At 72.0% G+C, this 13,023-nt stretch carries 13 protein-coding genes; 7 read left to right on the top strand and 6 right to left on the bottom strand.

Annotated elements, in window-relative coordinates; genetic code table 11:
- Nucleotides 1-23 precede the first annotated feature (23 nt).
- The 4 genes from BGP73_RS16560 to BGP73_RS16545 all read right to left on the bottom strand — a co-directional run bounded on the left by BGP73_RS16560 (nucleotide 24) and on the right by BGP73_RS16545 (nucleotide 3,849).
- Nucleotides 24-347, bottom strand: coding sequence for a DMT family transporter (locus BGP73_RS16560; RefSeq protein ID WP_069815609.1), 324 nt, complete (start codon nucleotides 345-347; stop codon nucleotides 24-26).
- Between the two features lie 257 nt (nucleotides 348-604).
- Nucleotides 605-1,615, bottom strand: coding sequence for a ribosome small subunit-dependent GTPase A (gene rsgA, locus BGP73_RS16555; protein WP_069815899.1), 1,011 nt, complete (start codon nucleotides 1,613-1,615; stop codon nucleotides 605-607).
- Nucleotides 1,616-1,626: 11 nt separating this feature from the next.
- Entirely contained in the window at nucleotides 1,627-3,000 is a 1,374-nt protein-coding gene (gene aroA, locus BGP73_RS16550) for a 3-phosphoshikimate 1-carboxyvinyltransferase (RefSeq protein ID WP_069815608.1), read from the bottom strand.
- 132 nt (nucleotides 3,001-3,132) lie between these two features.
- Entirely contained in the window at nucleotides 3,133-3,849 is a 717-nt protein-coding gene (locus BGP73_RS16545; RefSeq protein WP_069815607.1) for a M50 family metallopeptidase, read from the bottom strand.
- Between the two features lie 72 nt (nucleotides 3,850-3,921).
- Between BGP73_RS16545 and BGP73_RS16540 the strand changes: the two genes are divergently transcribed.
- The 7 genes from BGP73_RS16540 (at nucleotide 3,922) to BGP73_RS16515 (ending at nucleotide 9,260) form a co-directional block, all read left to right on the top strand.
- The gene (locus BGP73_RS16540; RefSeq protein ID WP_069815606.1) at nucleotides 3,922-4,743 is read left to right on the top strand and encodes an SOS response-associated peptidase; all 822 of its coding nucleotides are present in this window, start codon (nucleotides 3,922-3,924) and stop codon (nucleotides 4,741-4,743) included.
- A gap of 347 nt (nucleotides 4,744-5,090) precedes the next feature.
- On the top strand, nucleotides 5,091-5,780 hold the full coding sequence (locus BGP73_RS16535) for a sigma-70 family RNA polymerase sigma factor (protein ID WP_069815605.1): 690 nt from the start codon (nucleotides 5,091-5,093) through the stop codon (nucleotides 5,778-5,780).
- A complete protein-coding gene (gene rsrA / locus BGP73_RS16530; protein WP_069815604.1) occupies nucleotides 5,777-6,226 on the top strand; it encodes a mycothiol system anti-sigma-R factor in 450 nt (149 codons plus the stop codon). Before BGP73_RS16535 ends, rsrA begins: the two co-directional genes overlap by 4 nt.
- A 216-nt stretch (nucleotides 6,227-6,442) precedes the next feature.
- Complete coding sequence (locus BGP73_RS23155) at nucleotides 6,443-6,595, top strand: hypothetical protein (protein WP_170837854.1); 153 nt, start codon at nucleotides 6,443-6,445, stop codon at nucleotides 6,593-6,595.
- 40 nt (nucleotides 6,596-6,635) lie between these two features.
- The gene (locus BGP73_RS16525; RefSeq protein WP_069815602.1) at nucleotides 6,636-7,616 is read left to right on the top strand and encodes a tetratricopeptide repeat protein; all 981 of its coding nucleotides are present in this window, start codon (nucleotides 6,636-6,638) and stop codon (nucleotides 7,614-7,616) included.
- A gap of 71 nt (nucleotides 7,617-7,687) precedes the next feature.
- Nucleotides 7,688-8,329, top strand: a complete 642-nt coding sequence (def, locus tag BGP73_RS16520; protein ID WP_069815599.1) for a peptide deformylase — start codon at nucleotides 7,688-7,690, stop codon at nucleotides 8,327-8,329.
- 193 nt (nucleotides 8,330-8,522) lie between these two features.
- Nucleotides 8,523-9,260, top strand: a complete 738-nt coding sequence (locus BGP73_RS16515) for a D-Ala-D-Ala carboxypeptidase family metallohydrolase (RefSeq protein ID WP_244501236.1) — start codon at nucleotides 8,523-8,525, stop codon at nucleotides 9,258-9,260.
- 152 nt (nucleotides 9,261-9,412) lie between these two features.
- Here BGP73_RS16515 and BGP73_RS16510 read toward each other — a convergent pair whose 3' ends face one another.
- Both BGP73_RS16510 and BGP73_RS16505 read right to left on the bottom strand, forming a co-directional pair.
- Nucleotides 9,413-10,438: a ribonucleotide-diphosphate reductase subunit beta gene (locus tag BGP73_RS16510; protein ID WP_069815596.1), complete on the bottom strand. Its 1,026-nt coding sequence runs from the start codon at nucleotides 10,436-10,438 to the stop codon at nucleotides 9,413-9,415.
- Nucleotides 10,438-12,879 carry a ribonucleoside-diphosphate reductase subunit alpha gene (locus BGP73_RS16505; protein ID WP_069815594.1) on the bottom strand — a complete coding sequence of 814 codons (2,442 nt, stop codon included), beginning with the start codon at nucleotides 12,877-12,879 and terminating at the stop codon, nucleotides 10,438-10,440. The genes BGP73_RS16510 and BGP73_RS16505 overlap by 1 nt, the downstream gene beginning before the upstream one ends.
- Nucleotides 12,880-13,023: the final 144 nt, after the last annotated feature.

The raw sequence follows: 13,023 nt of genomic DNA, 5'->3' as shown, positions 1-13,023 counted from the left end.
GACCGCTGCGGTCCAGGTGCGGTTCAGTGGCTGGAGCCGGCGAGTTGCAGCCCGATCACGCCCAGAATGACCAGCGTGATCGACATGACCTTGAGCACCGAGACCAGGTCGTTGAGGAAGACCATGCCGTAGATCGCGGTACCGGCCGCCCCGATTCCGGTCCACACCGCGTACGCCGGACCGACGTCCAGCTTCTTCAGGGAGAGTGTCAGGAGACCGAAGCTGCCCAGCGCGAAGCAGCAGAACGCGATGGTCGGCCACAGGCGGGTGAAGCCGTGGGACAGCTTCAGGCAGACCGCGAAACCGGTCTCCAGCAGTCCGGCGACCACCACCAGGAGCCACGCCATCCCTCTGCCTCCCGAACGGTGCCTGCCCCGGCCCGCCGGTCGGCCGCCGGTGCCAAGCCGGGTGCGTGCCGCGGCTCTCCGGCAGAGCCACGCCGTGTACGGACGCACGGTAGCCGAGTGCGGCCGGACGGCAGCCGAACCTGGGAGCGTGTTCGATGCTCGAACCGGATCGGGGCGTTCCAGGAGCCGGGCCCGGCCCTCCGGGGAGGTTGCTCCTGGGCCGCCGAGGCTCGACCTCCGGGCCCGCGCGAGGGATCTCAGTCCCCGGCGCGGCGCTCCCGGCTCCGCAGCAGCCGGCGGAGCGAGAGCAGCCGCTCGGGGTCCGCGTGCCCCTCGGCGACCCAGCGGTCCAGGGCGCAGTCGGGCTCGTCGTGCCCGCACGCCCGGGGGCAGTCCGCGGTGCCGGGCTCCAGGTCGGGGAAGGCGAGGATGACCCGCGAGGGGTCGACGTGGTGCAGCCCGAAGGAGCGCAACCCCGGGGTGTCGATCACCCAGCCGTCGCCGTCCGGGAGCGGCAGCGCCAGCGCCGAGGTCGTGGTGTGCCGGCCCCGGCCGGTGACGGCGTTGACCCGGCCGGTGGCCCGCTGCCGCTCGCCCGGCACCACCGAGTTGACCAGGGTGGTCTTGCCCACGCCGGAGTGCCCGACGAAGACGGTGGTCCGGCCGGCCAGCCGCTCCCTGACGATCTCCGCCGCGGCCCCGGCCGCCAGTTCCTCGCGGCTGGTCACGATGTGCGCCAGACCGAGCGGCCCGTAGGTCTCCAGCAACTCGTCGGCCGGCGCCAGGTCGGACTTGGTCAGCACCAGCAGCGGCTCCAGGCCGGCATCGTAGGCGGCGACCAGGCAGCGGTCGATGAGCCGGGGGCGCGGTTCCGGGTCGGCCAGGGCGGTGACGATCGCCAGCTGGTCGGCGTTGGCCACGATCACCCGCTCGAAGGGGTCGGTATCGTCGGCCGTGCGGCGGAGCACCGAACGGCGTTCCCCGATCCGCACGATCCGGGCCAGGGTGCCCTCGTCCCCCGACAGATCCCCGACGACGGCCACCCGGTCCCCGACGGCGACGCTCTTGCGGCCCAGTTCGCGGGCCTTCATCGCGATCACCGTCCGATCCTCGACCAGGCAGGTCAGCCTGCCCCGGTCGATGGTGAGGACCATGCCCTCGGCGGCGTCCTCGTGCTTGGGCCGGATGTTGGTGCGGGGGCGGTTGCCCTTGCGGTTGGGCCGGACGCGTACGTCGTCCTCGTCGGGGTTCTTGCCGTAGCGGCGCATCGGGCCGGCCCTCAGCCCTGCACGGCTGGCCCGGCCGGGGCGGTCTCCGAACCCAGCATCCCGGTCCACAGCTCCGGGAAGTCCGGCAGGGTCTTCGCCGTGGTGGCGACGTTCTCCACCTGCACCCCTTCCACCGCGAGGCCGACCACCGCGGCCGCGGTCGCCAGCCGGTGGTCGTCATAGGTGTGGAAGACGCCGCCGTGCAGCGGACGCGGCCGGATGCGCAGCCCGTCCGAGGTCTCGGAGATGTCGCAGCCCAGGGCGCCCAACTCCTTGGTGAGTGCGGCCAGCCGGTCGGTCTCGTGCAGCCGCAGGTGGCCGACCCCGCGCAGCACCGACTCCGAGTCGGCGAGCGCGGCGACGGCGGCGATGCCGGGCGTCAACTCCCCGACGTCACTCAGGTCCACGTCGATGCCGTGCACGGAACCGCTCCCGGTGAAGGTCAGTCCGCTCTCGGTGAGCTCGCAGGAGCCGCCCATCTCGGTGAAGATCTCGCGCAGCGCGTCACCGGGCTGGGTGGTGTGGGCCGGCCAGTCGGGGATGGTGACCCGGCCGCCGGTGACCAGCGCGGCGGCGAGGAACGGCTGGGCGTTCGACAGGTCCGGCTCGACGATCAGGTCCCGGCCGAGCAGCGCGCTGGGCGCGACCCGCCAGACGTTCGGCTCGCCGCCGGAGTCGGGGGAGTCCACTGCGGCTCCGGCCGCCCGGAGCATGTCGACGGTCATCCGGATGTGCGGCAGGGACGGCAGGGTCTCCCCGGTGTGGCGCACCTCGACGCCCTGGTTGAAGCGCGGCGCGGAGAGCAGCAGGGCGCTGACGAACTGCGAGGACGAGGAGGCGTCGACTTCGACCGGTCCGCCGTCCAGCGCGCCGCCGCCGTGCACGGTCAGCGGCAGCGCGCCGCGGCCGTCGTCGTCGATGCGGGCGCCGAGGGCGGTCAGCGCGTCGATCACCCCGTGCAGCGGGCGCTCGTGGGAGCGGGGGTCCCCGTCGAAGCGGATGGGGCCGTCGGCCAGCGCGGCGACCGGCGGCAGGAAGCGCATCACGGTGCCGGCGTTGCCGACGTCCACGCTCGCCGGCCCGCGCAGGCCGGCCGGGATGACCCGCCACGCCTCCCCGCCTCCGCTGGGACCGCCGGCGCCGAAGTCGCTGCGGGAGGGGGCCTCCTCGATGCCGACGCCCATCGCGCGGAGCGCCTCGACCATCAGCAGGGTGTCGCGGGAGCGCAGGGGGCGGCGGAGCCAGCCGGGTTCGGCGGCGAGGGCGGCCAGCACCAGGCCCCGGTTGGTGACCGACTTCGATCCGGGCACGGTGACGGTCGCGTCGACGGGGCCGGGCGCGAGCGGAGCGGGCCAGGGGTCGGGGTGCAGGGAGGTACCGGTCATGAGGCTCACTTTAGTCGTTCGTAGTACGGGTCAAGTCTGATCAAAAACGGTGAGAGCGGCAAAGCGTGTGGGACGGAGAGAACTGGGAGTGATCAGCCTGGCCGCTCCGCCTCACCGGGGCCCGGGGGCGGGTCACCGGCCGAGCAGCCACCGCCCGCCGCCGATCAGCGCGCTGATCGAGACCGCGTGGAAGAAGAGGAGCCACACCGCGGCCGGGGCGTTGGTCAGCCGGGAGAGCTGGTCGGCGTCGGAGTCCGCGGCCCCCTCCCGCCGGCGCTTCCGCTGCAGTTCGAAGACCGGCCGCACACCGCCGATCAGCAGGAACCAGACGACGACGTAGGCGAACCCGGCCTGCACCTCGGCGTCGGTGAACCAGGAGACGAGGAAGAACGCGCCACCGGCGAGGACGACGGTCAGCACCCCGTAGGCGTTGCGGACCATCACCAGCAGGGCGGCGAGCAGGGCGGTGGCCCCCCACAGCAGCGCAGTGATGTGACCGGAGACCAGCAGTTCGGCCCCGCCGAGCCCGATCAGGGAGGGCGCGGTGTATCCGGCCGCGGCGGTGAGGATCATGCCCAGCCCGGTGGGCTTGCCCCGGGAGACGGTCAGCCCCGAGGTGTCGGAGTGGAGCCGTATGCCCTCCAGGCGGCGACCGCTGAGCAGCGCGACCAGCCCGTGGCCGGCCTCGTGGGCGATGGTCACCGCGTTCCGGCTCAGCCGCCACACCCGGTGCGGGAGGACCGCGGCGAGGGCGATCACCCCGGTGGCCACCACCAGCCAGGTGTCGGGGGCGGGCTGGATGCCGGTGACCCGGTCCCAGAGATCGCCGATGCTGCTGATGTTCTCCATGGGGCGGTCGGCTCCCTCGGGTCGAACGGGTGACTGGACGGGGTCCACGGGCGTCGTGGCAGTCTGGCAGGCATGTGCGGGAGATTTGCAGCCGGCCGTGGGCCGGAGGAACTCGTCGAACGGTTCGGGGTGGCGCGCTGGGACTCGGCCGAGACGCTCGCCCGGGACTGGAACGTCGCGCCGACCAAGACGGTCCACGCCGTACTGGAGCGGGTCGACCGCCGCTCGGGCTCCGGCGCACCGGTACGCCAGCTGAGGCCGCTGCGCTGGGGGCTGGTGCCCTCCTGGGCGAAGTCGCCGGATGTCGGGGTGAAGATGATCAACGCCCGGGCGGAGACCGTGCACGAGAGGCCTTCCTACCGGCAGGCCTTCGCCGCCCGGCGCTGCCTGATACCGGCCGACGGCTACTACGAGTGGGTCACCGGCGTCGATGAGCGGCGGCTGGAGGAGGCCGGCAAGCGGAAGCGCCCGCGCAAGCAGCCTTACTTCGTGACCCCGGTGGACGGCTCGGTGATGGCGATGGCCGGCCTGTTCGAGTTCTGGCGCGACCCCGCTCTGCCCGCCGACCATCCGCAGGCCTGGTGGGCGACGTGCACGGTGGTCACCACGGAGGCGGAGACCGCCCCGTTGGCAGGCGCCGGAACCAGGTCGGAGGACGGCCCCCGGGCGCTGGCGGACATCCACCCCCGGATGCCGCTGGTGCTGCCGGAGGACCGCTGGGACCCCTGGCTGGACCCCCGGACCGAGCAGGGGGAGCTGCGTTCGCTGCTGGCACCGCCTCCCGCGGGAGCCCTGCGGGCCTACCCGGTCTCCACCAGAGTCAGCAGCGTCGCGAACAACGGGCCGGAGCTGCTGGAGGAGCTCGAGGCCCCGGAGGAGTCCACGCTCTTCTGACCGGACTCCCGATCCGGCCCGGTGGGCCGGCGCCGCGGGCGGCCGGCCCGGAATAACCGGCGGATCGTTTCGGTTACGCCTGGAGATAGCACCGTTCGGTACGTCGGGCGACCGCTGCCGCCAAGGCGCCGGCGGGACCGCGAGCGGCATACCCGGTGACATCACGAGGAGAGGGAGTTCATCGCATGGGTTCGATCCAGTGCCCGCCCCGTCCGAGCTCGGATGCCAGGTGGTCCCGGGTGACGCTGGCGCAGGGTGCCCCCGCGGTGACGGCGGGTGGAGTGGATCGTCGTCTATCCTCCGATTCGGGCGGGTCGGCTGGCGGCCGCGCCGGGGCGTTGGAGGAGGTGGGTCAGGTCACTGGGACCGACGCAGGGCCGGAGCGGGGCGAGTCGGCGGAGGGCCGTGGCGGCCGGGAGGAGACGGCGGCGGAGCGGAACGCGCGCTTCGAACGTGACGCTCTCACCTTCCTCGACCAGATGTACTCCGCCGCGCTGCGGATGACGCGGAACCCGGCGGACGCCGAGGACCTCGTGCAGGAGACCTACGCGAAGGCCTACGGCTCCTTCCACCAGTTCCGGGAAGGCACGAACCTCAAGGCCTGGCTGTACCGCATCCTGACCAACACCTTCATCAACTCCTACCGCAAGAAGCAGCGCGAGCCGCAGCGCAGCGGAGCCGAGGAGATCGAGGACTGGCAGTTGGCCCGCGCCGAGTCGCACATGTCCACCGGGCTGCGCTCCGCCGAGTCGCAGGCGCTGGACCACCTGCCGGACTCGGATGTCAAGGCCGCCCTCCAGGCGATCCCCGAGGAGTTCCGCATCGCGGTCTATCTCGCGGACGTCGAGGGGTTTGCCTACAAGGAGATCGCCGACATCATGGGAACGCCCATCGGCACGGTGATGTCCCGGCTGCACCGCGGTCGCCGTCAACTCCGCGGCCTGCTGGAGGACTACGCCCGGGAGCGCGGGCTGGTTCCGGCGGGGGTCGGCGCTGCCTCGGGCGAGTCGCACGATTCGAAAGGCTCGCGCTCATGAGCTGCGGAGAACCGCACGAGACGGACTGCTCGGAGGTGCTCGACCACCTCTATGAGTTCCTCGACCGCGAGATGCCCGAGAGCGACCGGTCGAAGTTCGAGGTGCACATCGACGAGTGCTCCCCGTGCCTGGAGAAGTACGGACTGGAGCAGGCCGTCAAGAAGTTGGTGAAGCGCTGCTGCGGACATGACGACGTCCCCGGTGACCTGCGGTCGAAGGTCATGGGCCGGATTGAGCTGATCCGTGCCGGTGAGTCCGTCCCGGAGAAGAGCGTGCTGGAGCAGGCCGTCGCCGAGGAGCAGTCCCGAGGGTCGGCGGCCGAGGGCGGTGGGGGGTCCGCCGCCGGGGCGGGAGAGGCCCTGGCCTCCGGCGTCCCCGCCCCGGGGCCTGCGGACACCGAGGTGTCCGGTACCTCCGCGAGCCCGCCCGGAGCCGACCCCGCCTGAGAGCCGCTGGGCGGCGCAGGGCTCGGGGCGCGCCGCCGGTGAACACCGGACGCCGCCCGTCAGCTCCCCCTCGCTCCGTTTCCGACGTGTTCCCCCGGCCGGTCCGGGAACCCGCCCGTCGAAGGCTGGGGTCGCCGTCCCCGGGCCGGGTGCGGCGCCGCACGCGCACGGCCGGGGCCACGGGCGCCGGCCGGCGCCCACGATCGACATGGTTGGATGCGGGAGAAGGGGGTTCGAGGGGCGGCCGAAGTGGGCATGGGCGTCGATATCCGGGCTGAGACAGCGGCCGATGTGTGGCAGGTTGTCCTCAAGCAGGATGACGCCGTTCGGACCGGCTGCGGCGTCGGCGCCGACACGGCGGTCGGCTGATGCGCGGACAACGGATACGAGCGAATCGGCAGGCGAAATCGTGAGGATCTTCGGCAGGGCACGGCACCGGCCCTCCGCTTCGTGGCGGCAGGCGACCGATCGGGCGTTCACGCTGATCGGGGACGGCCGCTACGAGGACGCGGGCGCACTGCTCACCCGCGCCGCCGATCTGGAGCCCTGGCTCTCCGAGTCCTGGTTCAACCTGGCCCTGCTGCACAAGTTCCGCCACGACTGGGAGCAGGCCCGCTCGGCCGGGCTGCGCGCCGTGGCGCTGCTGGACCGGGGGACCGGCGCCCCCGACTGGTGGAACGTCGGTATCGCGGCCACCGCCCTCCAGGACTGGCCGCTGGCGCGCCGCGCCTGGCAGGCGTACGGGCTGCGGGTGCCGGAGGACGGCGGGCCGGCCGCCGAGCCGACCGGAATGGAGCTGGGCGGCGCGGCCGTGCGGCTCTCCCCCGAGGGGGAGGCCGAGGTCGTGTGGGGGCGCCGGGTCGACCCCGCGCGGATCGAGGTGCAGAGCATCCCGCTGCCGTCCTCCGGACGGCGCTGGGGCGAGGTGGTGCTCCACGACGGGGTGCCGCACGGCGAGCGGGTGACCGCGGCCGGTCCGGTGTACCCGGTCTTCGACGAGATCGAACTCTGGGCGCCCTCCGCCGTGCCGACCTGGGTGGTGCTCCTGGAGGCGGCGACCGAGGCTGACCGGGACGCGTTGGAGCGGCTCGCGGCGGACGCCGGCTTCGCCGCCGAGGACTGGTCCTCGTCGGTACGGCTGCTCTGCCGCACCTGTTCGGAGAGCAGGATGCCCAGCGACGAGGGCGAGGGCGGCCACCTGGACCCGCATGACCACAGCGAGCCCGGCCAGCCGGGGCCGCTGGGGCACCGCACCGACGGCGAGCGGTGGGCGCCGGAGCGGGAGTGCGGGCTCGCGGCGCCTCCGGGGCTGGTCCGGGGACTGCTGGACGGCTGGGTGGCGGACAGCCCGGACACCCGTGAGTGGCGCGATCTCGAAGAGGTCTGCTGACCGGGTCCCGTACCCTGTAGGGCGCGGCTCGGATCGACCGCGGCGGTTTCCCAGGAAGGCTTACGGCGGACATGGCTCAGCAGGGCAGCGGACAGCAGGCGGCGGACGAGGAGCCGTTGGAGTTCACCGACGACACGGTGGATGCCGCGGAGCGCGAGCTGGCACACCGGGAACGCGGCACCGCCCGCCCGATCACCGTGGTCGGCAACCCGGTGCTGCACAAGCGCTGCCGGGACGTGACGGAGTTCGGTCCGGAACTCGCCGCGCTGGTGGACGACATGTTCGCCAGCCAGCGGGCGGCGGAGGGTGTCGGACTCGCCGCCAACCAGATCGGTGTCGACCTGCGGGTCTTCGTCTACGACTGCCCGGACGACGACGGCGTCCGGCACGTGGGCGTCATCTGCAACCCGGTCATCGACGAACTCCCGGCCGAGCAGCGCCGACTGGACGACTCCAACGAGGGGTGCCTCTCGGTGCCCACCGCCTACGCCTCGCTGGCCCGCCCGGACTACGCGGTCTGCCGGGGACAGGACCTGGAGGGCAAGCCGATCGTGGTGCGCGGCACCGGCTACTTCGCACGCTGCCTGCAACACGAGACCGACCACCTCGAGGGCTATCTCTACATCGATCGGCTCGCCAAGCGCGACCGGAAGGACGCGCTGCGGCAGATGGCCGAGGGCACCCCCCGCTACGAGACCGTTCCCAACGACTGACGGCGCGGGGTCCGGCCCTTCGCGGCGGGTCCGCTGTCCATCCAGCCCCAGTCCGGCCCGGCGGTGGTCCGCCGGGCCGCTCGTGGTTCCGCGGTTACCCGACGTTGCCGGTTGTTGCCAGGCGGCACCGGTTGACGCGTGTTGACCTACCCGTCAGTCTCATGCACAGACCACTCATCGCCTGGGAGGACCTGTGCTCAGACGTACCCTGAGATTCGTAATTTCCTTTGTCATGGTCATGGCTGGCATGACCGCCGGTGTGGCGGCCACCGCGGGCACGGCGCACGCGGACGGCTGCTACACCTGGTCGCGGACGCTCAAGCAGGGCGCCACCGGCGCCGACGTGACGCAGCTCCAGATCCGTGTCGCCGGCTACCCCGGCACCGGTCAGGTGCTCGCCATCGACGGCTCCTACGGGCCGGCCACCGCCGCCGCCGTCAAGCGGTTCCAGGCGGCCTACGGCCTCTCCGCCGACGGCGTCGCCGGGCCGCAGACCTTCAGCAAGATCTACGCCCTGCAGGACAACGACTGCACCCCCATCCACTTCACCTACAGCGAGCTGAACCGCTGTAACTCGAACTGGTCGGGTGGGGCCGTCAGCGCGGCGACCGCCAAGTCCAACGCGCTGCGCACGATGTGGAAGCTGGAGGCGCTCCGGCACGCCCTCGGCGACAAGCCGATCCGGGTCACCAGCGGCTTCCGCTCCAAGTCCTGCAACAGTGCGGTCGGGGGCGCGTCCAACAGCCGTCACATGTACGGCGACGCAGCTGACCTGGGCGTCTCGCCGCACTCGCTGTGCACCCTGGCCAAGGCGGCCCGGAACCACGGCTTCAACGGGATCCTCGGCCCGGGCTACCCGGGTCACAACGACCACACGCACGTCGACCACCGTCCGAGCCGGTACTGGTCGGCGCCCACCTGCGGCGTCTGAGTCCCACGCGATGCCGGTCCGGTAGGACTACGGGGGCCCGGGGAGATGAGCCGGAGCTCCGCACCCGGGGCGTGAACCACCGCATCGCACAGGAGAGGCCCGCACCGCGCGACCGCGCGGTGCGGGCCTTCTCCGTCCGGAGCCCGCCCCGATCAGAAGTCGTCGTCGAAGGAGACCGAGCCCTCGACCGCCATCTGGTAGGAGGAGGAGCGTCGTTCGAAGAAGTTCGTCAACTCCTGGACGTTCTGGAGCTCCATGAAGGAGAACGGGTTCTGCGAGCCGTAGCGGGCGGGCAGGCCCAGGCGGCGCAGCCGCTGATCCGCGACGCACTCCAGGTACTGGCGCATGGAGGCGGTGTTCATGCCCGGCAGCCCGTCACCGCAGAGGTCCCGGGCGAACTGCAGCTCGGCCTCGACCGCCTCCTCCAGCATCGCGGTGACCTGCTTGGCCATCTCGTCGTCGAAGAGGTCGGGCTCCTCCTCCCGGACGGTGTCCACCACGGAGAAGGCGAACTCCATGTGCATGGACTCGTCGCGGAAGACCCAGTTGGTGCCGGTGGCCAGCCCGTGCAGCAGGCCGCGGGAGCGGAACCAGTAGACGTAGGCGAAGGCGCCGTAGAAGAACAGCCCCTCGATGCAGCCCGCGAAGCAGATCAGGTTGAGCAGGAATCGGCGGCGCTGCTCCCTGGTCTCCAGCCGGTCGATGTCCTCCACCGAGTCCATCCACCGGAAGCAGAACTGCGCCTTCTCCCGGATGGAGGGGATGTTCTCGACGGCGGCGAAGGCCGCGGCCCGGTCGTCGTGGTCGGGGAGGTAGGTGTCCAGCAGCGTCAGGTAGAACTGGACGTGCACCGCCTCCTCGAACAGCTGCCGCGACAGGTACAGCCGGGCTTCCGGGGAGTTGATGTGCTTGTAGAGGGTGAGCACCAGGTTGTTCGCCACGATCGAGTCACCGGTCGCGAAGAACGCGACGAGGCGGCCGATCAGGTGCTGTTCTTCGGGCGAGAGCTTGGCGAGGTCGCTGACGTCCGAGTGCAGGTCGACCTCCTCAACGCTCCAGTGGTTCTTGATGGCGTCCCGGTAGCGCTCGTAGAAGTGCGGGTAGCGCATCGGACGGAGAGTCAGCTCGAAGCCCGGGTCGAGCAGGTTCTTCACGGTGCTGTCGGTGGTGTCGGTCATTACTGGCAGGCCTCGCAGGACTCGGGGTTTTCCAGGGAGCAGGCGGCGGCTTCGGCGTCCGCGGTCTGCTGGGCGGGGAGGGCGGCGGCGCTGGCCGCGCCGTCCACGGAGCCGGCGGCCCGGGCGATCCGGGTGGCCGGTCGGGAACGCAGGTAGTAGGTCGTCTTCAGGCCCTTCTTCCAGGCGTAGGCGTACATCGAGCTGAGCTTGCCGATGGTCGGCGAAGCCATGAAGAGGTTCAGCGACTGGCTCTGGTCCAGGTAGGGGGTGCGGGCGGCGGCCATGTCGATCAGGGCACGCTGCGGGATCTCCCAGGCCGTCCGGTAGAGCTCCCGGACCTCCGCCGGCAGGCCCGGGACCTCCTGGACCGATCCGTTGGACTCGCGCAGCGCCTCCCGGGTCTGCGGGTTCCACCGGCCGAGCTCCTTGAGGTCCTCCACCAGGTAGGCGTTGACCTGCAGGAACTCCCCGGAGAGCGTCTCCCGCTTGAAGAGGTTCGACACCTGCGGCTCGATGCACTCGTACACCCCCGCGATGGAGGCGATGGTGGCGGTCGGAGCGATTGCCAGCAGCAGGGAGTTGCGCATCCCGGTCTCCGCGATCCGGGCGCGCAGCGCCGTCCAGCGCTCCGCCCACTCCGGCTCCGCGGCCGCGTCCGGGAAGTGGTCCGGGTGGAGGACCCCGCGCGCGGTGCGCGTCTCCGACCAGGCCGGGTGCGGTCCGTGCCGTTCGGCGAGGTCGCAGGAGGCCTCGTAGGCGGCGAGCATGATCCGCTCGGCGATCCTGGTGGAGAGCCGGATCGCCGCCGGGGAGTCGAAGGGGAGCTTCAACCGGAAGAAGACGTCCTGGAGGCCCATCACCCCCAGCCCGACCGGCCGCCAACGCTCGTTGGAGGCGGCCGCCTCGTCGGTCGGGTAGAAGTTGATGTCGACCACCCGGTCGAGGAAGGTGACCGCGGTGCGGACGGTCGCGTCCAGCCGCTCCCACTCCAGCTCGCCGTCCTCCCCGAGGTGCGCCGCGAGGTTGACGGAGCCCAGGTTGCAGACCGCGGTCTCCCCGTCGTCGCTCACCTCCAGGATCTCGGTGCAGAGGTTGGAGGAGTGGACGATCCGGCCCGGCTCGGCGGTCTGGTTGGCGGTCCGGTTGGCGGCGTCCTTGAACGTCATCCAGCCGTTGCCGGTCTGGGCGAGGGTGCGCATCATCCGGGCGTACAGCTGCCGGGCGGGCAACTGCTTGGCGGCCAGGCCCCGCTCCTCGGCAGCGCGGTAGGCGGCGTCGAACTCAGGCCCCCACAGATCGACCAGTTCCGGCACCTCGGAGGGGGAGAACAGCGACCACAGGGCGTCCACTTCGACCCGCCGCATGAACTCGTCCGGGATCCAGTTGGCGATGTTGAGGTTGTGCGTCCGGCGGGCGTCCTCGCCGGTGTTGTCCCGGAGTTCGAGGAATTCCTCGATATCCGCGTGCCAGGTCTCCAGGTAGGCGCAGGCCGCGCCCTTCCGCCGGCCGCCCTGGTTGACGGCAGCCACCGAGGCGTCGAGGGTGCGCAGGAACGGGACGATGCCGTTGGAGTGACCGTTGGTGCCGCGGATGAGTGAGCCACGGGCGCGGACCCTGCTGTAGGGCAGGCCGATGCCGCCCGCGTGCTTGGAGAGCCGCGCCACCTGGTGGTAGCGGCCGTAGATCGAGTCCAGCTCGTCCAGCGGTGAGTCCAGCAGGTAGCAGGAGGACATCTGCGGGTGCCGGGTGCCTGAGTTGAACAGGGTGGGGGAGCTGGGCAGGTAGTTGAGGCGGCTCATCAGCCGGTAGAGGTCGGCCACCTCCTCGACCGCCTGCGGGGAGTCGTCCGCAGCCAGTCCGCAGGCGACCCGGAGCATGAAGTGCTGCGGGGTCTCGATGACCTGCCGCGTGGTGGGGTGGCGGAGCAGGTAGCGGCTGTGCAGGGTGCGCAGCCCGAAGTAGCCGAAGCGGTCGTCGTTGCCCGCGGCGAGCGCGGCGTCGACCAGGGCGTCGAGCGCGTCCGCGTGCCGGGCGACGAAGGCGGCCGTCCCGTCGGCGATCAGACCTTCGCGGTGCCCGGTCGCCACCGACTCCGAGAAGGCTCCGGCGCCCTGCGTCGCCGCCTCCTCCGCGATGGCGCGGGTCAGCAGCCGGGCGGCCAGCCGGGAGTACTCCGGATCGTCCGAGATCAGCCCGGCCGCCGCCTCGGTGGCCAGGGCCCGCAACTCCGCCTCGTCCGAACCGGGATGGCGCCCCCGCAAGGCCGCGGCGGCGACCCGGCCCGGGTCGGTCGACGGCAGGTCGGCGGTGAGCTCGGTCAGGGTGCGCAGCAGCGCGGTGCCGGCGGCGTCGGTGCCGGAGTCCGTCGTGCCGGCGGCGGCGGTGACCGGAGCGGTGGCCTTCTGCGCGGCTGAAACGGGGTCGGCGGGCGCGATGGTCAAGGTGGTGCTCTCCCTCGCTCGTTGTCGCTCGCGAGGGTGGGGGCGCGACGGGCCGCGGAGGCGGTACGAGGGCGTCCGGAGAGGACGGGGGCCACACCACCGGCAGCGTCCGTCGGCTCATCCTCGGAGCCTGGACGAAATCGG

The organism is Streptomyces sp. TP-A0874 (assembly GCF_001748085.1).
GTDB lineage: Bacteria > Actinomycetota > Actinomycetes > Streptomycetales > Streptomycetaceae > Streptomyces.
Note: the sequence above shows the minus strand (reverse complement) of the source record. Positions and strands in the feature narration are given on the sequence as shown.